At 43.9% G+C, this 22,950-nt stretch carries 20 protein-coding genes; 18 read left to right on the forward strand and 2 right to left on the reverse strand.

What is annotated here, in order from left to right; translation table 11 throughout:
* The first annotated feature begins 27 nt into the window (after positions 1-27).
* From G596_RS0106850 to G596_RS0106875, 6 genes are all read left to right on the forward strand, one after another.
* Entirely contained in the window at positions 28-1,008 is a 981-nt protein-coding gene (locus G596_RS0106850) for an ROK family glucokinase (protein ID WP_022761097.1), read from the forward strand.
* Positions 998-1,930 (forward strand): UDP-N-acetylmuramate dehydrogenase, encoded by a 933-nt coding sequence (gene murB / locus G596_RS0106855; protein ID WP_022761098.1) that lies wholly within the window; start codon positions 998-1,000, stop codon positions 1,928-1,930. Before G596_RS0106850 ends, murB begins: the two co-directional genes overlap by 11 nt.
* On the forward strand, positions 1,927-2,790 hold the full coding sequence (gene rapZ, locus G596_RS0106860; protein ID WP_022761099.1) for an RNase adapter RapZ: 864 nt from the start codon (positions 1,927-1,929) through the stop codon (positions 2,788-2,790). The genes murB and rapZ overlap by 4 nt, the downstream gene beginning before the upstream one ends.
* A gap of 5 nt (positions 2,791-2,795) precedes the next feature.
* Positions 2,796-3,740, forward strand: coding sequence for a DNA-binding protein WhiA (gene whiA / locus G596_RS0106865; RefSeq protein ID WP_022761100.1), 945 nt, complete (start codon positions 2,796-2,798; stop codon positions 3,738-3,740).
* Positions 3,741-3,777: 37 nt separating this feature from the next.
* Positions 3,778-4,044 (forward strand): HPr family phosphocarrier protein, encoded by a 267-nt coding sequence (locus G596_RS0106870; RefSeq protein ID WP_022761101.1) that lies wholly within the window; start codon positions 3,778-3,780, stop codon positions 4,042-4,044.
* Between the two features lie 92 nt (positions 4,045-4,136).
* Complete coding sequence (locus tag G596_RS0106875) at positions 4,137-5,036, forward strand: diacylglycerol/lipid kinase family protein (RefSeq protein ID WP_022761102.1); 900 nt, start codon at positions 4,137-4,139, stop codon at positions 5,034-5,036.
* Positions 5,037-5,250: 214 nt separating this feature from the next.
* Here G596_RS0106875 and G596_RS0106880 read toward each other — a convergent pair whose 3' ends face one another.
* The gene (locus G596_RS0106880) at positions 5,251-5,778 is read right to left on the reverse strand and encodes a peptidylprolyl isomerase (protein ID WP_022761103.1); all 528 of its coding nucleotides are present in this window, start codon (positions 5,776-5,778) and stop codon (positions 5,251-5,253) included.
* Positions 5,779-5,851: 73 nt separating this feature from the next.
* Here G596_RS0106880 and G596_RS23630 point away from each other — a divergent pair, with 73 nt between their 5' ends.
* From G596_RS23630 to mgtE, 6 genes are all read left to right on the forward strand, one after another.
* Positions 5,852-6,796, forward strand: a complete 945-nt coding sequence (locus G596_RS23630; protein ID WP_022761104.1) for a GNAT family N-acetyltransferase — start codon at positions 5,852-5,854, stop codon at positions 6,794-6,796.
* 75 nt (positions 6,797-6,871) lie between these two features.
* Entirely contained in the window at positions 6,872-8,989 is a 2,118-nt protein-coding gene (locus G596_RS21320; RefSeq protein ID WP_022761105.1) for a Na/Pi cotransporter family protein, read from the forward strand.
* 2 nt (positions 8,990-8,991) lie between these two features.
* The gene (gene hypB, locus G596_RS0106895; protein ID WP_022761106.1) at positions 8,992-9,657 is read left to right on the forward strand and encodes a hydrogenase nickel incorporation protein HypB; all 666 of its coding nucleotides are present in this window, start codon (positions 8,992-8,994) and stop codon (positions 9,655-9,657) included.
* Positions 9,657-10,382 carry a pyruvate formate-lyase-activating protein gene (pflA, locus tag G596_RS0106900; protein ID WP_022761107.1) on the forward strand — a complete coding sequence of 242 codons (726 nt, stop codon included), beginning with the start codon at positions 9,657-9,659 and terminating at the stop codon, positions 10,380-10,382. Before hypB ends, pflA begins: the two co-directional genes overlap by 1 nt.
* A gap of 392 nt (positions 10,383-10,774) precedes the next feature.
* Positions 10,775-13,039 carry a formate C-acetyltransferase gene (pflB, locus tag G596_RS0106910; RefSeq protein ID WP_022761109.1) on the forward strand — a complete coding sequence of 755 codons (2,265 nt, stop codon included), beginning with the start codon at positions 10,775-10,777 and terminating at the stop codon, positions 13,037-13,039.
* A gap of 242 nt (positions 13,040-13,281) precedes the next feature.
* A complete protein-coding gene (gene mgtE / locus G596_RS0106915) occupies positions 13,282-14,637 on the forward strand; it encodes a magnesium transporter (protein WP_022761110.1) in 1,356 nt (451 codons plus the stop codon).
* 107 nt (positions 14,638-14,744) lie between these two features.
* On the opposite strand, the gene G596_RS0106920 is transcribed toward mgtE, so the two are convergent.
* Positions 14,745-16,736: a right-handed parallel beta-helix repeat-containing protein gene (locus G596_RS0106920; protein WP_022761111.1), complete on the reverse strand. Its 1,992-nt coding sequence runs from the start codon at positions 16,734-16,736 to the stop codon at positions 14,745-14,747.
* A gap of 243 nt (positions 16,737-16,979) precedes the next feature.
* On the opposite strand from G596_RS0106920, the gene G596_RS0106925 reads away from it, so the two are divergent.
* From G596_RS0106925 to G596_RS0106950, 6 genes are all read left to right on the forward strand, one after another.
* On the forward strand, positions 16,980-18,026 hold the full coding sequence (locus G596_RS0106925; RefSeq protein ID WP_022761112.1) for a LacI family DNA-binding transcriptional regulator: 1,047 nt from the start codon (positions 16,980-16,982) through the stop codon (positions 18,024-18,026).
* 18 nt (positions 18,027-18,044) lie between these two features.
* Positions 18,045-18,953, forward strand: a complete 909-nt coding sequence (locus tag G596_RS0106930; RefSeq protein ID WP_022761113.1) for an ABC transporter permease subunit — start codon at positions 18,045-18,047, stop codon at positions 18,951-18,953.
* A gap of 52 nt (positions 18,954-19,005) precedes the next feature.
* Entirely contained in the window at positions 19,006-19,944 is a 939-nt protein-coding gene (locus tag G596_RS0106935; protein ID WP_044928151.1) for a carbohydrate ABC transporter permease, read from the forward strand.
* A 121-nt stretch (positions 19,945-20,065) separates the two neighbouring features.
* Entirely contained in the window at positions 20,066-21,880 is a 1,815-nt protein-coding gene (locus G596_RS0106940; protein ID WP_022761115.1) for a sugar ABC transporter substrate-binding protein, read from the forward strand.
* A gap of 261 nt (positions 21,881-22,141) precedes the next feature.
* A complete protein-coding gene (locus G596_RS23635) occupies positions 22,142-22,504 on the forward strand; it encodes a competence type IV pilus major pilin ComGC (RefSeq protein WP_022761116.1) in 363 nt (120 codons plus the stop codon).
* 81 nt (positions 22,505-22,585) lie between these two features.
* Entirely contained in the window at positions 22,586-22,945 is a 360-nt protein-coding gene (locus G596_RS0106950) for a hypothetical protein (RefSeq protein ID WP_139176218.1), read from the forward strand.
* Positions 22,946-22,950: the final 5 nt, after the last annotated feature.

A 22,950-nucleotide genomic window follows, 5' to 3' on the forward strand; every position in this document is an offset into this window, starting at 1 on the left:
AAGAATAATAAAAAGGAAGCAGTGTAAATGGAAAACCAGACATCAAGTTTAGTAGAAAGATATGTATTCGGAGTTGATATAGGCGGAACTACCGTAAAAATCGGACTCCTTGATATGGACGGTCACAAGATAGAAGTGTGGGAGATTCCTACAAGAACAGAGGACGAGGGAAAAAATGTTCTCCCTGATATCGCTGAGGCGATCAGAAATAAGATGACCGAGAGAGGAATAAAGGATTCACAGGTAGTCGGAGTAGGAGCAGGTGCACCCGGCCCCTTCGGCGATGACGGAACAATCTTCAAGGCTGTTAATCTCGGCTGGAGTGAGTTCAATATGAAGGATGAGCTTCACGATCTTGTTAAGATTCCCGTTAAGTGCGGTAACGATGCCAATGTAGCTGCACTCGGAGAATATTGGATGGGCGGCGGCCAGGGCTACAAGGATATGCTCATGGTTACACTCGGAACAGGTGTAGGCGGAGGAATCATCCACAACGGCAAGATCTTTAACGGTGCTACTGGTGCCGGCGGAGAAATCGGTCATATTCATATCAATGACGATGAGACTCTCGTATGCGGATGCGGACATAAAGGCTGTCTTGAGCAGTATGCAAGTGCGACAGGCGCAGTTCTTCTCATGAATAGATTACTTGAAGAGAGCGATGAGGAGTGTGTTCTTCGCGGTACAGACTTCATGTGCAAGGACATCTTCGATGCAGCAAAGAAGGGAGATAAGCTTGCTAATGAAGCAATTACACGCTATGGCGAATATCTCGGAAAAGGTCTTGCAATGATAGCATCCACTATCAATCCTGAGATCATCGTATTTGGCGGCGGAGTTTCAAAGGCAGGAGACGTTCTTTTTGATCTTGTTCGTCCTTCATTTGAGAAGTATGTATTCCCCGGCGCAAAGAGAACAAAGTTTGCTCTTGCAAAGCTTGGAAATGATGCGGGAATCTTCGGAGCAGCTAAACTGGTTTTGGATTCGGTTTCAAAAAATGAAAATTGATTTGGATGTAAAACTTTCGGAGATTATCCCGAAGCAAAACATTATAAAAAATGAGATTATGAGCAGGCACACCACGTTTCGCACGGGTGGGCCTGCCGATTATTTTGTAAAGGTAGGAACAAAAGAGGCTCTTTCAAAGCTGATAAAGTTTTTTCATGAGGAAGGGCTGACCTTTTCCAAGGACTATTATATTCTCGGAAACGGAAGCAATCTCCTTGTTTCTGATGAAGGATACAGAGGAATAATCTTGTCTCTGGAGGGAGAGTTTGCGGAAGTTGTTCCCGAGAGTGACACTGTTATAAGAGCAGGAGCGGCAGCACTTAATGTAGCTGTTGCTAATCTTGCCAGAGATAAAGAACTTAAAGGCTTTGAATTTGCTCACGGTATACCGGGTTCTATCGGCGGTGCACTTGTGATGAATGCCGGAGCTTATGGCGGTGAGATGAGGCAGGTTGTCCGCTCTGTAACTGCTATTATGGAGGATGGTACCGAGAAAATTTTTAGCCGTGATGAGCTCGAGTTTGATTACAGGACAAGTGTATTTAAGAGAATTAATTGCGTTATAACCGATGCACTTATTGAACTTGAAAAAGGAAACAGAGCAGATATTGAAGCTCTGATGGAGGATCTTAAGAGTAGGCGTGTCTCCAAGCAGCCGCTGGAGTATCCAAGTGCAGGATCAACATTTAAGAGACCTGAGGGATACTTTGCGGGAAAACTTATAGAGGATGCCGGACTTAAGGGCTACAGTGTAGGGGGAGCACAGGTCTCCGAGAAGCATAGCGGGTTTGTAATAAATACCGGTGATGCTACTTCGGATGATGTATATAGGCTTATATGCGACGTCAGAAAAAAGGTAATGGAGTCTTTCGGAGTTGAACTATCTCCGGAGGTAATACTTTTGGGAGAATTTAAGGCATGAGAATTGTAATCGTAACGGGAATGAGCGGGGGAGGAAAATCTACAGCTATACATATGCTTGAGGATGCGGGGTTCTACTGTGTAGACAATCTGCCTCCGGCACTGTTTGAGAAATTTTCAGAGCTGATAACGCAGCCAGACAGTGAGATCACGAAGGTTGCAGTTGGTCTGGATGTAAGATCCGGCCAGAGGTTTGAGGATGCTCCGAGAGTTATTGAAGAACTCAGGGAAAGAGGACTTCCTGTGGAGGTGCTTTTCCTGGAGTGCTCGGATGCGGTTTTAGTAAAGAGATACAAAGAATCAAGAAGAAGGCACCCGCTCTCTCCTGAAGGAAGAATTGAAGATGGTATCAAGAAGGAGAGGGAGCTTCTTAAGAAGCTTCGTTCGCAGGCAGATTATATTATAGACACTTCTCAGCTGCTTACCCGTGAATTCAAGACGGAAATGGACAGGCTGTTCGTTGCAAATGAAAAGCGCGGTAACCTGATTTTGACGGTATTGTCCTTTGGATTTAAGCACGGAATTCCATCGGATGCCGATCTGGTATTTGATGTTAGATTTTTGCCCAATCCGTTTTATATTGATGAATTAAAGCATCTTACAGGAAATGATAAGCCTGTTCAGGACTATGTTAAGAGCTTTCCGGAGTGCGAACAGTTTCTTGAAAAACTGAAGGATATGCTGGAATTCCTTGTTCCCGGTTATATTAATGAGGGAAAATATCAGCTGGTGGTTGCCATCGGATGTACCGGTGGTCAGCACCGATCTGTTACAATAGCAAATGAAATATATGAGAGATTAAAAGAAGCGGAGAATTTCGGGGTAAAGATTTATCACAGAGATTTGAAGCATGCAAGGTGATATGGATGTCATTTTCCGGTGATGTTAAAAATGAACTTGCAAAGCAGATAGCGACATCGAGGCATTGTCAGCTTTCTGAACTGGCGGCGATTGTTTTGGGCTCCGGTTTGATACGGTGCTCGGAAAGCGGCATGTACACTGTGTTTTTACAGTCAGATGCTGCGGCGCAGTCGAGAAAGTTCTTTACAATCCTAAAAAAAGCATTTAATATAGAGGCTAGCGTGCTTGATAAAATGCCCGAGGAGCATGCAGGAGGCAAGGTTTACCTGCCTGTTCTTAGTGGAACAGAGGAGATTTCATCAATTCTTAAGTCCATTCATCTTATAGATGATACAGGAAAAATCAGGACAGCAGATGATGGAATCAGTCACAGACTGGTTAGACAATCCTGTTGTAAGAGAGCATTTTTAAGAGACACTTTTTTGTGTATTGGTTCAGTAAGTGATCCGAGTAAATCATACCATCTCGAGTTTGTATGTACATCCGAGAGAATGGCGGATGACTTAAAAGAGATGATAGAGAGCTTTGACATAGAGGCGCGAATTGTCATGCGCAAAAAATACTATGTCGTATATATTAAAGAGAGTACTGCTATAGTAGATCTCCTTAATGTTATGGAGGCTCCCGTAAGTCTCATGAATATGGAAAACGAGCGTATAGTTAAAGAGATGCGCAACTCCATAAACAGAAGGGTTAATTGCGAGACGGCCAATATCACAAAAACAGTCAATGCAGCATCGAGACAGACCGCGGATATATTGTTTTTGAGAGACCATTACGGATTTGAGAATCTTCCCAAGGGACTCGAAGATATGGCCAGGGTCAGGCTGCAATATCCTGATGCAACATTGTTAGAGCTTGGAAAATATCTGGATCCGCCGGTAGGCAAATCCGGGGTTAATCACAGGCTAAGAAAGCTCAGCGAACTCGCGGAGAAAATACGAGGCTGAGCGAAGCTGCGTTCTTTGCAGTTAAGAGGAGGAAATTATGACAACAAAATCTATCGAGATCAAGCTTCCGGGTGGACTTGAGGCACGTCCCGTTGCCGAGTTGGTTCAGCTTGCAAGCCGCTACGACAGCACACTTCACATCGAGGCACAGTCCAAGAAGGTGAATGCCAAGAGTATCATGGGCATGATGACACTTAACCTTAATTCAGGTGAAGAGGTTACAGTGATTGCTGATGGCTCTGATGAGGCAGATGCAGTTGCAGGAATGGAAAGTTTCCTTATGGGAAATTTACAGCTCTCATAAGATAATATTGTTTGAATCCTATGGAAAGCCCCGGTTATATTCATTATAATGAATGTAATCGGGGTTTACTTATAAACATAAGTGGAGGCAGTATGAACAAAAAAAAGATGCTTTTTGTCTACAATCCCAAAGCAGGCAAAGAGCGTATCAGAAGTAATCTGCTGGACATAATTGATATATTTGCAAAGGCCGGATACGAAGTGACGGTTCATCCTACGCAGGAGCAGGGTGACGCAATAGAGGCTGTTAAAAACAGAGATAGGGGATTTGACATTGTCACCTGCAGCGGAGGAGACGGCACGCTCGATGAAGTTGTCAGCGGCATGTGGATGTCTAAGACTCGTGTGCCCATAGGATATGTTCCTGCAGGATCGACAAACGATTTTGCAATGAGCCTTGGGATTCCGGCTGCTATGCATGCATCTGCCGAGGCTATTGTCACCGGCAGGGAATATGCCTGTGATATCGGAGTTATGAATGGTGAAACCTTTGTGTACATAGCTGCGTTCGGATTATTTACGGATGTATCCTATTTAACCAAACAGGATATAAAAAATGTTCTCGGACATATGGCGTATATATTTGAGGGTGCCAAAAGGCTTTCGGAGATCCGTTCATATCATATGAAGGTTACGACGGATGACATGGTCATAGAGGATGATTTTGTATTCGGAATGGTGACCAATTCCATTTCGGTAGGAGGATTTAAGGATATTACCGGGAAGCATATAAAGCTTGATGATGGCGTTTTCGAAGTTACTCTGGTAAAATTCCCCGACAATATGCTTGATATGAGTAATCTCATGGCAGCCCTGTTAAACCGTGATATAGATACGGAGCAGATGTACTGCTTTAAGACGAGCCATCTTGTCTTGGAATCCAAGGAGAGTATAGCCTGGACAAGAGATGGTGAGTTTGGCGGAGAGCATACCTATGTTGATATTAAAAATGAGAATAAGGCACTGAAAATCATGGTGCCAAATAAGAATTAGTGATTGTTTCTGCGAACGGGTAAGGAATTTGCCCGTTCATTTTTTGTTCATAAAACGTTTAAAGACTATTAACGCCAGATTATTTCTTGGACATTTCTTTTATGTATACTAAAGATGTCAGATGAAGAAAGGCAATACCAATTAAAAAATAACTTTTTCATAATAAGCCAAGGAAACAAAAGTTTCCTTGGCTTCCTCCCTTTTATGGGGCTCTTTATAATGTCTCCGGCTCAGGATAATCCACACCAAAGGTTTCTACTGTTACTTTTTCCATAACCTGATCTGTTGTAGGTCTGTCCATCCAGTCAGTCTCGGTCTCGGCAATCTTGTTTACGACATCCATTCCCTCGATAACTTTTCCGAATGCAGCATATGCGCCGTCCAGGTGAGGAGCGTTCTTGTGCATGATAAAAAACTGTGAGCCTGCGGAATCAGGTATCTGTGTACGCGCCATGGAAAGAACACCTTCTGTATGAAGAAGATCATTCTTAAAGCCGTTCTGTGAAAATTCACCCTTGATAGAGTAACCCGGGCCGCCCATACCTGTTCCTTCGGGATCTCCGCCCTGAAGCATGAAACCTTTGATCACGCGGTGGAAGATAACACCGTCATAGAAATTGTGGTTAATAAGTGAAATGAAATTATTTACTGTGTTGGGGGCAATTTCAGGATAAAGCTCGGCTTTGATCACATCGCCGCCTTTCATGGTAATAGTTACGATAGGATTTTTTGTATCAGCCATTTTTCTCTCCTTTTTGGTTTTTCGTGGTAGAAATGTGCGATTAATTATACAATATAGATGAGGTATAGAAAAGTTGCTTAGGGAAATCATTTTTTGCTTAAAATATCATACAGATGTAAGTATAAGCGAGAAGATAAGAAGCGCCGCTGATTATCTTGAGGATGAGGGGATTCGCTGCCAGATAGTATATCCTGAGCCTGAGATAATGACAAAGGAGGGGCTTCTTCTCGGAATAATGGAAAACGATTCAGAGCATTCCCTTAAGGATATCCTGTTTTTGTCGGACTCCTCGGAACTCTCGGAGATACTCCTTGGAAGCGGAGCCTATGTTGTGGGTTTGCAGCATGAGGAGAATCCCGGTGAAGGTTTTCCGGGCTTAAAATATGTGTTTACGGATATTGATGAAGTCGGCTTTGATTCTTATGAGAAGGCCTATCAGAGATATGCGCGTATTCCGTGGACAATACTCGAAACGAAGAGATGCATCATCAGAGAGACCACTGTCGAGGATGTGGACGCTTTTTACGAGATATATGCCAATCCCGAGATGACAAGATATATGGAGGGGCTTTTCAAAAATCCCGAGGACGAAAAGAAATATCAGGCGGATTATATAGAAAAGGTGTACGGCCTTTTGGGATTCGGAACCTGGACGGTTGTGAGAAAGGAAGACGGCAAAATAATAGGCAGAGCGGGCTTCAGTGTCAGGAACGGCTTTGATGACGTGGAGCTGGGGTTCCTCATTGGTACGGATTATCAGAGACAGGGCTATGCTTATGAAGTGTGCGAGGCAATCCTGAAATACGGAAGGGAAGTTCTTTTGTTTGAAAGGATAATTGCTTTCGTGAAGGCTGAAAATCTTGTTTCCATACATCTTTGCGAAAAGCTCGGCTTTGAGAAAAAAGAAGAGGTTGAAATAGAAGAGAATATTTATGGGGAGGAGTACCATGATGGGGTAAAAGTGGCTCCGTCAAGGGCTCAGTTCGGTAAATATATAAGAATGGTGCTTGCTATTTGAATTTTTTTCAGTTACCATACATTTGAAGAAAAGGGATAAAAATTACGTAGTACCCAGGATGTATAGGAGGTATGGATGAGTTCTATGGATTTGTTTTCGTTAATTGCAGGGCTGCTCGGAGGACTGGCTCTGTTTATGTATGGTATGAATGTAATGAGCGGTGGGCTTACCAAGGCGGCCGGCGGTAAACTTGAGGCGGCCCTCAGTAAGGTGACAAGCCATCCTGTCATTGCATATCTGTTTGGTGTGGGAGTCACTGCACTGGTTCAGTCTTCATCAGCTTCAACGGTTATGGTTGTCGGTCTCGTTAACTCCGGAATCATGACACTAAAGGAAGCGGTCAATGTTATACTCGGTGCGAATCTGGGTACAACATTTACGGCATGGCTGCTCAGCTTGAATGCCATAAGCAGTGATAACTTTCTTATCAATCTGTTAAAACCCACATCGTTTACCCCATTTTTGGCTATTATCGGTATCGTTCTTTATATGTTTTCCAAGAGCGATAAGAAGAACAACATAGGTCTTGTTCTCATCGGCTTTTCTGTGCTGATGTTCGGAATGAGCATGATGTCCGATGCTGTTTCTCCGCTTAAAAACAATGCGGGATTCCAGAGCGTACTCATGACTTTCAGCAATCCTTTCATCGGATTTTTGGTCGGTGTATTTTTCACTATGGTAATTCAAAGCTCCGCCGGGACCATCGGTATCATGCAGGCTCTCGCCGCGTCGGTGCATATTCCGTACAGCGTGGCTCTTCCCGTTGTAGTAGGTGCAGAAGTGGGAACCTGTATTACAGCTATTCTGTCATCACTGGGAGCTAACAAGAACGGTAAGAGAACGGCTCTTATGCATTTGTATTTCAACATCATAAAAGCCGGTTCTTTTATGATTATTTTCTATATTATTCATTCGTTTGTTCACTTTGCGTTTATGGATCGTACAGCGGGCATGGTTGGAATAGCTTCTATTCATACGCTGATCAACCTGGTGGCTACTCCGCTTATGCTTCCGTTTGCAGGACTTCTTGTGAAGATGGCATATGCCTCTATTCCGATAGATGACAAGGAGAGAGAGGAGCAGGAGGAGATGCAGGGAATCACCAAGTTGGATCCCCGATTCCTTACGAATCCGCCCTTTGCATTGGAGCAGAGTAAGCAGGTTGCCATGGATATGGCAGAATTTGCGAGAGAGGGTCTGGAAAAAGCTATACCGCTTCTTGAGAACTACAACCCTGAGGTTGCGGATGAGGTCAGACGACTTGAGGAAAAGGTTGACCGCTACGAGGATCAGCTTGGTACATATCTTATGCAGATAAATAACCACCATCTGGCCGAGATGGATTCAAGGCTTCTGTCCATTATTCTTCACTGCATAACGGATTTTGAGAGAATAAGCGATCATACTTTAAATATTGCGCAGATAGCCCGCAATATGAATGAAAAGAAGGAACATTTTTCATCAAAGGCCAGCGAGGAGATCAGGATATTCTCCAATGCTGTAAGGGAGATTGTTGACCTGTCCTTTACATCTTTCCAGAATCAGGATCTCAAGCTTGCACAGTCGGTTGAGCCTCTTGAGGAAGTAATTGACGGACTGAATATGGAAGTTAAGAGGAGACATGTAAGACGTCTTCGCAAAGGAAAGTGTACTATAGATATGGGCTTTAGTTTGTCCGAGCTAGGTACGGACTATGAGCGTATTGCGGATCACTGCAGTAATATTGCCGTATGTCTCCTTGAAGTCAGCGAGGGAATGTTTGATACACATGAGTATATCGAACACCTCAAGGAAGAGAAGAATCAGGAATTTGAGAAAGCCGTTGATCTATATGAGAGAAAGTACAGACTTCCCGCTATGAAGAAGGGCTTCGAGGATGAGGATGAAATAGATCCTTCATTCGCTGAAAACCATGCAGTACTTGTGGATATCATGAAGTCTGAGGACGAAGAGATCATAGATGAGGCTCTTGCGGCAGCAGGCGTCAAGAAGGATAAGCTGTCCGAAAAGGTTAAGGATAAGCTGTCCGGCAAGCCCAAGGACAAAGAGAAGTCAAAGGACAAAGAATCCGGAAAAGATAAGAGTAAATCCAAGGATAAAAAAGATAAGAAAGAAAAAACGAAGAAGTCGAAAGAAGAGAAGTCAAAAGAAGAAAAAGTTAATGAAGACGATGTAAAAGAAGAAAAGGAATAAAAATGAGTACAAGAATTATTGAATTAAAAAGAAGTGTATTTGAGAGTAACGATGAGAGAGCAGATCTCCTTAGAAAAGAGCTTAAGGATAAAGGGATTTTCCTTTTGAACCTTATGTCTTCACCGGGATCAGGAAAGACCACAACTCTCAAGGCAACAATCAATGCACTTAAGGACAAGTATAAAATCGGTGTTATGGAAGCTGATATCGATTCCGATGTTGATACCAAGAAGATTGCAGAGACCGGAGTAAAAGCAATTCAGCTCCACACAGGCGGTATGTGCCATCTTGATGCTGATATGACAAGACAGGGCCTTGATGCCCTTGTAGAGGGAGATGTTGATCTTGCTATCTTAGAGAATGTAGGAAATCTTGTATGTCCTGCAGAGTTTGATACAGGAGCTTCCAAGAATGCGATGATCCTTTCTGTTCCGGAAGGTCACGACAAGCCCCTTAAGTATCCTCTTATGTTCAGCATCTGCGATGTTGTTCTTATTAACAAGATTGATGTTGCTCCTTACTTTGATTTTGATCTTGAGAAATGTAAGGAATACATTCACATGAGAAATCCTAAGGCTGAGATTATTCCTATCTGCGCCAAGACAGGTGAGGGAGTGGATAAGTTTGCAGAGTGGCTCAGCGCTCAGGTTGAAGACTGGAAGAAGTAATGACACAAGGACGAATTCATTCAATAGAAACCTTCGGTTCAGTTGATGGACCGGGGGTTCGTTTTATCATATTTTTAAAAGGCTGCAATCTTAGATGTAAGTATTGCCATAATGCGGACACCTGGAATCCGGAATCCAATGATCTGAGGACGGCAACTGAAATCCTGGATAAAGCTGAGCGCTATAAAGGTTACTGGGGAGATGAGGGCGGAATCACAGTCAGTGGAGGTGAGCCGCTTTTACAGCTGGATTTTCTTCTGGAGCTTTTCAAAGAGGCAAAGGCAAGAGGAATAAATACCTGCATTGATACTGCTGCGCAGCCATTTACCAAAGAGGAACCATTTTTTTCGAAGTTCAAGGAGCTCTTGGAGTATACCGATCTTCTCCTGGTGGATATCAAGCACATAGATAATGAAGAGCATATAAAACTCACGGGAAAATCAAATGAGAATATTCTTGAATGCCTAAGATATCTCTCGGAAACAGGTAAGCCTGTCTGGATAAGACACGTGCTTGTTCCGGGAATCACGGATAATGACGATTATCTGAAAAGAACGAGAGAATTCCTTGATACGCTTACAAATGTTAAGAGAGTAGATGTTCTTCCGTACCATTCTCTTGGACAGTATAAATGGGAAGAACTGGGAATCCCTTATCAGCTTGAAGGCGTGGAAGCTCCAAGCCCCGATCGCATCGAGAACGCGGTTAGAATTCTAAGAGAATGATCTACGCCTTCCCCTTGGGGGCGCACGACGTCCGGGGGACGTCGGCTTTGCGCGGACCGGAGCGGAGCGGAGACAGGTGGCGCGAAGCGCCGGATGAGGGGATAAAAATACACAATAGAAATACAATATATGTTAAAAAATTGCCAAAGTTGACAAAAGTTATCAACTTTGGCTTTTTTTCGCGGTTTTAGGTTGAAATATATAACGGTATGTGTAAAAATACCAATCGGGTGTCAAAGTTTAAATATACATATTGTGGTTTATGATTTATAATACACAATATATGGTGGTTTTGACTTTGGCATGCAATTCTTTCCTATTATGTTGCTTTTGCAACTTGCAATAGATTTAGAGGGTGGTATCGGTTTTCAAGAAAGAGAGGAGCAGATATTATGAGAGAACAGTGGAGAGGATTTAAAGGCAATAAGTGGACTGATGAAGTTAACTTAAGAGACTTTATCCAGAATAACTATACAATGTATGAGGGAGACGAGAGCTTCCTTGCAGACGCTACAGAGGCTACAGATAAGCTCTGGGGCAGACTTCAGGAATTGCAGAAAGAGGAGCGTGCTAACGGTGGCGTTCTCGAGTGCGAGACAGAGGTTGTATCAGGTCTTACAGCATATGGCCCCGGCTATATCGACGAGTCCATGAAGGATCTTGAGACTGTTGTAGGTCTTCAGACTGACAAGCCTCTTAAGAGAGCATTCATGCCTTACGGCGGTATCAAAATGGCTGAGCAGGCTGCTGATACCTATGGCTTCAAGGTAAATGAGAAATTCCACAAGATTTTTACTGAGTATCACAAGACACACAATCAGGCAGTTTTTGATGCATATACACCTGAGATGATGGCAGCTCGTCACAGCCACATCGTTACAGGACTTCCGGATACATACGGCCGCGGACGTATCGTCGGTGACTACAGAAGAGTGGCACTTTACGGTATCGACTTCCTTATCGAGCAGAAGAAGGAAGACTTCTCACTTTGCGGATGCGGCGTTATGACTGATGATGTTATCCGTCAGAGAGAAGAGATCGCAGAGCAAATGAGAGCTCTTCGCGGAATGAAGGAGATGGCAGCTGTTTACGGATTCGATATTTCACAGCCTGCTAACAATGCAAGAGAAGCAGTTCAGTGGTTATACTTCGGATACCTTGCAGCTATCAAGACACAGAACGGTGCTGCAATGTCAGTTGGACGTGTTTCTACATTCCTTGATATTTATATTGAGAGAGACCTTAAGGAGGGTACACTTACTGAGTCTGAGGCTCAGGAGCTTATCGACCATCTTGTTATGAAGTGCCGTATGGTTAAGTTTGCTCGTATCCCCAGCTACAACCAGCTCTTCTCAGGAGATCCGGTTTGGGCAACACTTGAGGTTGGCGGACTGGGAATGGACGGTCGTCACATGGTTACAAAGAACGACTACAGATTCCTTCACACACTTGAGAACATGGGACCTTCACCTGAGCCCAACCTTACAGTTCTCTATTCAAGCAGACTTCCCAGGAACTTCAAGAAGTATGCTGCTAAGATTTCAGTTACAACATCTTCTATCCAGTACGAGAACGATGATGTTATGCGTCCTGTATGGGGTGATGATTACAGCATTTGCTGCTGTGTATCAGCTACTCAGACAGGTAAGGAGATGCAGTTCTTCGGAGCAAGAGCTAACCTTGCTAAGTGTCTTCTTTACGCTATCAACGGCGGTAAGGATGAGAAGTTCCTTGACAAGCAGGGTAACCACATGCAGGTAGGTCCTGAATATGCACCTATCACATCTGAGTACCTTGATTATGATGAGGTTATGAAGAAGTACGATAAGATGATGGATTGGCTTGCAAGCCTCTATGTAAATATCCTCAATCTTATCCAGTATATGCATGATAAGTACTATTATGAAGCAGCTGAGATGGCTCTTATCGATACAGATGTACGTCGTACATTCGCTACAGGTATCGCAGGCTTCTCACACGTAGTTGACTCACTTTGCGCTATCAAGTATGCAAAGGTTAAGACTGTAAGAGATGAGTCAGGTCTTGTTGTAGATTACAAGATCGAGGGAGATTTTCCGAAGTACGGTAACGACGATGAGAGAGCAGACGAGATCGCTGTATGGCTCCTCAAGACTTTCCTCAAGAAGGTTAAGAAGAACCACACATACAGAAACTCAGAGCCTACAACATCTATCCTTACAATTACTTCAAACGTTGTTTACGGTAAGGCTACAGGTGCTCTTCCGGATGGAAGACCTGCATTTGCTCCTTTTGCACCCGGTGCTAACCCGGCTTACGGCGCAGAGCAGAGCGGACTCCTTGCTTCACTTAACTCAGTAGCAAAGCTTCCTTACGAGTATGCGCTTGATGGTATCTCAAATACACAGACCATCAATCCCGGTGCACTTGGTCACGACGACGATGAGCGTGCAGACAGACTTGTAAACGTAATGGACGGTTACTTCGATCAGGGAGCACACCACCTCAACGTTAACGTATTTGGTGTTGAGAAGCTCAAGGACGCTATGGAGCATCCTGAAAAGCCTGAGTATGCTAACTTCACAATCCGTGTATCAGGTTACGCAGTTAAGTTCATCGACCTCACTCGTGAGCAGCAGATGGACGTAATTAACAGAACTTGCCACGAATCCATGTAATATTCGAATGAGTACGGCGCCCCGGATATATATGTCCGGGGCGCTTGTTTTATTGGAAAAGAATAAAAAATGTGATAAACTAAAGGTTGTTCTAAAAGTTTCTTAAAGACAAATCCCGCAAATTCGGGAAATCTCCAAAGGAAAGGTGGTGGTTTTATGAAGAAGATTAAACATGTAAGTAGCGATAATCCTCTGCCTCGAAGTACAAACTTAATAAAAAACCACACCGAAAGGAGATTCCCATGGAAGAAAATACAATCATTGACGTAATCCGTGAACTCCTTGAGAGCAAGCAGTATACCAAGCTTCGTCAGACTTTTGCTGAGATGAATACTGCGGATATCGCTGCTATCATGGACGACATGGAAAATGAAGACTCATTAAAAATGTTCCGCATCCTGCCAAAGGACATGGCTGCGGACGTATTTGCCAACCTCGAAATTGAGGATCAGCAGTACATTATTCAATCTCTGTCCGATAAGGAAGCCGGTAACATCATCGATAACCTGATGGCCGATGATGCGACAGACCTTTTGGAAGAGATGCCTGCAAGTATTGTAAAGAAGATTCTTGCGAACGCAAGACCTGATACAAGAGCGGATATAAACCATCTGCTCAGATACCCTGAGGATTCCGCGGGCTCCATAATGACAGTGGAGTATGTTGACCTCAAGGAATACATGACGGTTGAACAGGCTATTGCCAGAATTAAGAAAATCGGTCTTGATTCGGAGACAGTAAATACCTGTTATGTTGTTACGAATCAGAGAATACTGGTCGGTACCGTAGCCCTTCGCTATCTGCTTATTAAGGACGACGATGAAAAAATCGGCGACATCATGAATACCCATGTCATTAGTATCAACACTATGACTGACCAGGAAGAAGCTGCCAACATGTTCAAGAAGTACGACTTCACAGTGATGCCCGTGGTTGATAACGAGAACAGAATGATCGGTATCATCACCATCGATGACGTTGTCGACATCATTGAAGAAGAGGCTACCGAGGATATCGAGAAGATGGCAGCTATCATCCCTTCCGATAAGCCATATTCGCGTATCGGTATTTTGGATGTATATAAAAACAGAATGCCATGGCTTCTGTTTTTGATGATAAGTGCAACCTTCACGGGAGCTATAATTACAAAGTTCTCGGATGCGTTATCCGCTTATGTGGTACTTACAGCCTACATACCTATGCTGATGGATACGGGTGGTAATGCCGGTTCGCAGGCGAGCGTATCAATTATTCGTAGCTTGTCGCTTGGAGAGATAGAATTTGCGGACCTCTTCAAGGTTTGGTGGAAGGAAGCTAGAGTTGCGGTACTTTGCGGCGTTACGCTTTCAGTTGCAAACTTTGTTAAGCTACTTGTCATAGACAGACTTGCAATCCCTGTAGCTGCAGTTGTCTGCCTGACACTTGTTATTGTAGTAATTATTGCAAAGAGTATCGGCTGTCTTCTCCCTATGTGCGCAGACAAGCTTGGCTTCGACCCCGCAGTAATGGCATCACCTATGATCACAACAATTGTGGATGCGATCTCACTACTGGCGTATTTCACTATAGCAACGCAGTTGCTGCATTTAGCTGTATAGAATAAAAAACGCCCCGGGTAATATATCTCTCTACAAACCTCATTGCAAAGAACGCAAGAATCGGTTTGTATTGAGATATATCACCCGGGGCTTGTCCTTTTAATTATTTAGAATACTTTAATTTCTTTACTATCAAAAGCCGCAAACGGACCGGGGATGGTGGCAGGATCCCTGTGTGCTCCGAAGTAATCCTTGTCGAAGGTGATCGGAGATCCATCCGGATTTTCGAAGTACTGTTCAGGCTCAAAAGCTTTTCCGAGTGCTTCGGTAGTAAGAATATTGCAGGAGAAATCTCCGAGCTTTCCGAAGAGATCTGACTTAATATACCAGCTGCCCTTTTTCTCCACTACTGAAACGGACACTTTGGACTTCTTATCTACAAGCTTGTTCTTTTCCTTCTTGTAAACATTCGCGCCACCGAAGTATGCGTTGCCGTCAATCCAAACAGGAAGATGGCCAAAGTGCGCTTCTGCAAGTCCACCCATGTCGGGATGCTTCTCAAAATCAAACTGATCCATCCAGTCCTCGTAGGTCGGGAAGATGTCAAAAGGTGCTGTTCCAACTGCCTCGTAGTCGGCATCCGCAGCGGTCTTCTTTTTATCATGAATCTTGTACTGCTGCAGGAAGATGTTGTTGTAAATTCTGTCATCGCCGTGGAGAATCGTCATGAAGCCGGCAACCTCGGTGCGGTGACGGATGTGGTAAGGTGTGTAGCGAGGCTCTCTCTGCCCTGAAACAATGCTGTCCACACCTGAGTTAATAAGTGAAAAGCCGCCAAGTATCAGATTGTGGATTACAGCAATACCTTCACTCGGAATTGTTATGGCAACTGGCGAGAGGAGGATATTGTTATCAATAAGAGTAGGACCGTGACCCACCTCAATAAAGACATCTGTGTTGAACATGGCACCGGGAGCCTGCCCAAGACCTTCCGGACGGCAGTTGTCATGCATGAAGTTCTGGGTTACTCTGGCACCCTGAGCCTGCCAGTCAAGCCAAACACCCATAATACAATTGTGGATATGGTTTCGTCTTATAGTCACATCAATGGCAGCATGGAGCTTTATTCCTGCGGTTTCCGCGCCACCAAGCTGCTGTGAATTGCATACGTGGTGGATGTGGCAATCCTCGATGGTGGAGAATACTCCGCCCATACGGCCGACGATACCGGTCTGTTCGCAGTGGTGAATGTGGCAGCGTCTTATGATATGGTGGCCGATTTTTTCCTTGAGCCATCCATGGAACTGGCCGCGGCAAACGGCGTCACGCTCCATCTGAGTGGGACTCTTTACATGATTCTTGGTGAAGTACATGTCGTTTTCGGGATCGAGATATTTTCCGAGAGAGATACCGCAGCATCGGCTCCCCCAGATTTCGCAGTCCTCGATTATCCAGCCCTTGCTCCAGTGAGGGCCTATCATACCATCCTGGTAAGCTGCAGGCGGAGCCCAGGTGGTAGCTGCTTTGTTGATGTTAAAGCCGCTGACGGTTATATAATCCACATGGTTTTTGTCAGGCATGAAGCAGTTTCTTCTGACAACGATTTCGGTCTTTTCTTTATTAGGATCAAGCTTATGAAAATTGGCATAGATAACTGTATCATCGCCATCCTGCTCTGTGTACCAGAGAAATGATGCCTCCTCCTGGTTCCAGGCAAAGGGATTGGCTTCGGCTTTCTCGCACTCCTTTAGAGAGTCTGTCTCGTGCATCATTACGTCATTAAGGAAAATGGAGCCTGTATGACGGATCTTGGGTGAGAAATACCAGTCACCGTAAACCCTCTCTATATAAGGGTTATAATCTCCAAAAATGGTATTATTTATTCTTGCGCTCCATACATTTCCCTTTACCTTCTTCCAGCCTGTAAGTGGTTCCGCACCGGTGATCACTGCTCCCAGAGGCTCGGTGGAGCGATAAGTAATCCGGGCATCCTTTTCTCCTTTGTTCTGAGGGATGACCTGCTCTCTGTAGATACCGGGTTTGACAAGTATCTCATCTCCTGCTACAGCAATCTTTGCTGCATCGTTTATATGTCTGAAGGGCCTTTTTTCGCTTCCATCGCCGTCGCGGAAAGCGGATGCGTCAACATAATAAATCATTCCTTTTTCCTCCAATAATGTGTTTGATTAAACGTTAAACTTAATTTTTTTTATGTTACGATTAACAGAGCGGATTGTCAATAATATGCACAACAAATTATGAAAAAGAGCAATAATTTTATACATATTACCAAATGTTGTAGTTGACATAAGTTAAAAAAGTTAATAAAATTATCCTGTAGTTAAACGATTTACTTAAAAAGTTTTCGTCAAATAACCCAAACAATATTGACTGGAGCTCAAATGGTAACTCTCAAAGAAGTCGCAGAAATATGCAATGTTTCGGCGGCCACGGTATCAAATGTTATAAACGGTAAAGCGAAGACGAGTGAAGCAACCAGGAAGCGTATCTTACAGGTTATCGAGGAAACAGGTTATAAACCAAACTACATGGCAAAAGGACTCCGGACCAATCGTACGAAAATAATCTCGATTGTTACCGAGGATATAGCACAGTTCACGTCTCCCCCGATAATCGAGAGCATAATGGAACAGTGTGAAAAACATGATTACCATGTATACGTTCATAACCTTCGTCTCTATGACAGATGGCAGGATACCTGGTATGACCAGGATAAAGATTATCATTCTGTTCTGGATCCGGTGTTGCAGGATGTTCTTTCGGCCAGGGCTGAAGGCGTGATTTACCTTGCGGGACATACAAGAATTATCAATTTTTACAAAGATAATTTTAATCTTCCTACAGTCATGTGCTACTCACTGTCGAATTCACCGGCAATCCCGTCGGTGGTTATCGAGGATGAGAAAAGCGCCTATGAAGTAACATCTTACCTTGTAAAGAACGGGCATAAGCGCATCGGATTCGTTGGAGGAAGGGCTGAAAATATACATACAGCTCAGAGACTATTGGGATATCAGAGAGCACTTTTTGAAAACGGCATTCTTTTTGATCCGAATCTTGTGTATTACGGAGATTGGAGCAGAGAGTCGGGGTACGAGGGTGCTAAGACACTTCTTCCTCAGGGAGTGACAGCATTTTTTGGTATTTCGGATAAGATGACCGGTGGAATTTATGATTATCTTATCGAGTGCGGACTTCAGATAGGAAAAGAGATTGCAGTTGCCGGTTTTGATAACGAGAGTATTTCGGAATACTTCTATCCGCCGCTTACAACTACGACACTCCCGCTTGCGGAGATAGGAAGGATAAGCGCAGATTTGCTGATAGATATGCTTGAGAATGATCAGCCTGAAGAATTACCTGCGGAGCCTAAGGTTGTAAGGATACCGTGTTCGATGGAAATAAGAAAATCTGTATGTAGAAGATGATTTGGGTGGAGGTGCAAGTTGACTAAGAAAAAAGCTTATTCATTAAAGTTATTTTTGATGGTGCTGCCGTTTATAGTGCTGGTTATGCTCTTTTGTTATTACCCGCTGTATGGATGGCTCTACGCATTCTATGATTACAAACCGCCGAAGACTTTGGCAAACAGTGCGTTTGTAGGCTTTAAGTGGTTTAAATCTCTTGTAAGCAGTGATGTAAAGATCAAACAGATCATTCAGGTTCTGAAAAATACCTTTGCAATGAGCGGACTTACGCTCGGAACGAGCTGGCTCCCCATGCTGTTCGCAGTATTTCTCAATGAGATCAGGGGCGTGAAGTTCAGAAAGTTTGTACAGACAGTCACAACACTTCCTAACTTTGTCAGCTGGGTTATGGTATATTCCATCGCATTTTCATTATTTAACAGTACAGGTATGATGAATTCCCTTCTTATGAAAATGGGTGTCATCAGTACTCCGATACTTTTCCTTCAGTCATCAGAGCATGTGTGGTTCACACAGTGGTTATGGCTTACCTGGAAAAACCTGGGCTGGGCGGCAATTATGTACATCGCGGCAATTTCGAGTATTGACGATGAGATGATTCAGGCCGCAAGAGTTGACGGTGCGACCAGAATGCAGATTATCTGGCATATTACAATCCCGAGTCTGTTGCCGACATACTTTGTTCTTCTGGTTCTGAACGTTGCAAACTTCCTGAATAACGGAATGGAGCAGTACTACGTATTCCAGAACGCGTTTAACAAGGATTACATCCAGGTTCTCGACCTGTACGTGTATAACATGGCAATGGGTAGTGGTGGCTACTCCGTATCGGTTGCAATCAGTATGCTGAAGAGTCTTGTCAGCCTTGTGCTTCTTTTCATAGTTAACAGAGCTTCCAAGACAATTCGCGGCGAGAGCATCCTGTGATCGGAGGTGGAAGATGGCTATCACACATACAATGACAGGATTGGTGAATAAGATGACAGATAAAAAGAAAGAAATTCCTCAGCAGAAGAGTAAGATGCATGTAAGTGCCGGAGACAGAGCGGTAGAGATTGTATGCTACATAATTTTTGCAATAGCTGCATTCCTTTGCCTGTATCCTTTTTATTACATCGTAATCAATACAATAAGTGCGAATGATATAAGTGCGAGAGGTGATGTACTTTTCCTTCCACAGAGCATTCACTTCCACAACTACATATCCGCATTCAGAATTGAAGGACTGCCTCAGGCTTTCAAGATTTCGCTTATGAGAACAGTTCTCGGTACCGGCCTTACTGTTTTTGCTTCTGCTTTTCTGGGATTTATGTTCACCCAGGAAAAAATGTGGGCAAGAAAAATCTGGTACAGATTTGTGGTTGCTACTATGTATTTCAATGCAGGTATCATACCCTGGTACCTTGTTATGAAGCAGATGCACCTTACAAATAACTTCCTCGGATACATCCTTCCCGCGATTGTATCGCCCTTTAATCTGATTCTTACAAAGACCTTTGTTGAGTCGGTTCCGAAGGAACTACAGGAAGCAGCTGAGATGGATGGTGCGGGAGTGCTCACCGTATTCTTCAGAGTCATCATTCCCGTAATCAAGCCCATCATGGCAACGGTTGCAATTTTCTCAGCAGTAAGCCAGTGGAACGCTTTCCAGGATACACTGCTCCTCATGACAGATACCAAGCTGTATCCTTTGCAGTTTGTGCTCTATCAGTACCTGAATCAGGCGAGCTCACTTGCATCGCTGGCTCAGAGCACATCGAGTACAGCATCACTTGCAGCTGCTGCAGCTACTGCACAGACCACAACCAGTGTGCGTATGACAATTACAGTTATCGTAGTACTTCCGATCATGCTCGTATACCCGATCTTCCAAAAGTATTTCGTAAAGGGAATTATGATAGGAGCTGTGAAGGGCTAATGTAATATGCCTTCTCCCTTTGGGAGAAGGTGTCAGCGAAGCTGACGGATGAGGGTTTCGAAAATATCTCCCATGGGGGTATAGATAAAACTTTATGAAAAAAGTGAAGGAGGAAAAAATTATGAAACTGAAAAAACTTTCATCTCTGGCACTTACTGCAATGCTTACAGTAAGTATGCTCGCCGGATGCGGCGGTGGAAGCACAGGCGGTAGCACAGATACCGGCAGTGCAGGCGGTGCAGAGACAAGCACAGAAGCAGGCGGCTCAGACGCTGCTGAGGCTACTGATGCAGGTGAGAGCACAGAGGCAGGCGATACTGCTGAAGCAGCTCCCGCAGCAAACCATGACGAGACCTACACTGTAGACTTCTACAATGTAGCAGCTAACTTCCAGGGTGTTCAGCCCGGATGGTACGGCAAGATCGTTAAGGACAAGTTCAACATGGATCTTAACATCATCGCACCTCAGGTATCAGGTGACGGAGCTGCTCTTTATCAGACAAGATGTGCAGCTGGCGCACTTGGTGATCTCATCATTCTTGATAACGCAGATGCAGCAGAGTGCGTAGAGTCAGGACTTATCCATGACCTTACAGATGCACTTTCAAAGTATCCTAACCTTATGAAGTATGAGAAGCAGATCAAAGACTTCAACTCACAGGTTGGCGACGGATCCAAGATTTATTGTATCCCGCTTGAAATGAACAACAATGGACCTACAGATTACAAGCAGCTTCACGTTTATTCTTATCCTCGTATGGGATGGGATATGTACAACGAAGTTGGTGCTCCCGAGCTTAAGAATCTTGATGACCTTCTTGATTGCTTAAAGAAGATCCAGGATGCTCATCCGACAAACGAGAACGGCGATCCCGCATATGCAATCAGCATGTGGAAGGATTGGGATTCTCAGTACATGGAGAACGTTGCTCAGCTTACAAAGTGGTATGGACAGGAAGTTAACGGTTCCGTTCTTATCGGTACAGACAACAGCATAGCTCCTATCACAGATAAGGATGGCGCTTACTACAAGATGCTTAAGTTCTTCTATCAGGCAAATCAGATGGGACTTGTTGATCCTGATTCCGCAACTCAGGACTGGAACTCAATCGTTTCCAAGATGCAGGATAAGAGAGTTTACCTCTACTGGTACAGCTGGCAGTATGGCTTCTGGAACAGCCCTGCAAGAGGCGAAGAGGGAACCAACTATGTTGAGATTCCTGTAGCAGACACAAACCTTTACCAGGCATCTGACACCTACTATGGTGATGGACGTGTTCTCTGCGTAGGTTCTCAGGTTTCTGACGAGAACTTTGACAGACTTATGGAGTTCCTTGACTGGTATGCTTCACCCGAGGGTGTTCAGATCCAGCATGCAGGTACAGAAGGTCTTACTTACACAATCGAAGATGGCAAGTACACACTTACAGAGGATGGTCTTAACAGATTCTCAGCAGAAGTACTCGTTCCCGAGGAAATGGGCGGCGGAAACTGGAACGACGGTAACAACCAGATCAACCAGTGGATCGTAGCATCCTGTGATGTTAACCCTGAGACAGGCGAGCCTTATGCTTCTGATATGTGGTCAACAACAATCGAGATGAACCAGACAAAGACAACCAAGGAGTGGTCAGAGAAGTTTGGCGCAGCTGACGATGTTGAGTATCTCAAGAACAATGGTATGATGACAGTAGTTCCTTCAATCAATATCGCTCTTGCAATCGATACTACAGACATCAGCCTTATCCGTAAGCAGTGCGGCGATGTTATCAAGGATTCTTCCTGGAGAATGGTATTCGCAAAGGATGATGCTGATTTCGATGCACAGTGGGATGAGATGGTCAACCAGCTGACAGGTCTTGGATTTGACGATCTTGTAGCTTTTGATACAGAAAAGTATCAGCCTATGCTCGATGCAAGAAAAGCAGCTCAGTAATACTTCATCAGACATAACTTTTAGAAGAAAAAGTTCCGGCAGCCGGTTAAGCGGCTGCCGGATTTTTTATGCATAAATATACTTATTAAAATTTATGAGAATGAGAATAATTATACTTTTTTGCTAAACAATTTCGAGAATTTATAGGATTTTTAGAAAAATAAGCCCAAGCTTTCTTGAATCGGGGAATGCATAGGCGTAAAATAATTATACTGAAATATTATTTCATTGTTTTATCCACTTATGAGAAGGAGAACTGAAATGATTAGACAGATGAGGGAGAGACTTAGACAGAGAAAGGGATTCACACTAGCTGAACTTCTGATTGTAGTTGCTATTATAGCAGTTCTGGTTGCAATCGCAATTCCTACATTTACCAATCAGCTGGAGAAAGCAAGAGAAGCTACGGATGCAGCGAATATAAGAGCTCTTTATGCAGAGGTCGTCGCTGAGTACCTCGAGACGGGAAATCCTGTAGCTGCAAAAACTATGCCTGTACAGCAGAAAAAAGACGGCTGGCAGTCAGACATTGCATGGCCAAGCGGCATTACTGCTCCCGGCGCGAAGACTTCGGGAAGTTGGTCCGTTTCATGCGGTGCTGATGGTGAAGTGTCTATTAATTAAATTCACATAATCATTTTGAATATAAAGGCATAACATAAGCTTTGTGTTTTTAGGATTTCCATAGATTAAAGGTATTTTTATATGGATATAATTAAAAATCAAAGAGGAATATCGAGAATGGTGGTGCTGGTCGCTGTTATTGCTGTCTGTCTGATAGCAATAATCGTTTTTATAAAGCTCGGCCGTAGTACCGAAAGCGCACTTGAGGATGTGGATGAACAGCTGGTTATTACAGCTGAGCACGAGGCGCGTCTCGAATATATGCAAAATGATCTCATCACACAAGTGGTGTATGATGCGGAAAACAAAACCTTTGTAGATCCGACAATGGCAAAAAGCACAGTAGAGCCATACGGATCCTCAAAAAAGAACAGGGGTAAGTATCTGCTGATAACTATAGGCAATGATGAGACCGTTTCGTCAAAATGGGTAACTCCGTAAACGAT

Source organism: Butyrivibrio sp. AD3002 (assembly GCF_000420905.1).
Taxonomy (GTDB): Bacteria; Bacillota; Clostridia; order Lachnospirales; family Lachnospiraceae; genus Butyrivibrio.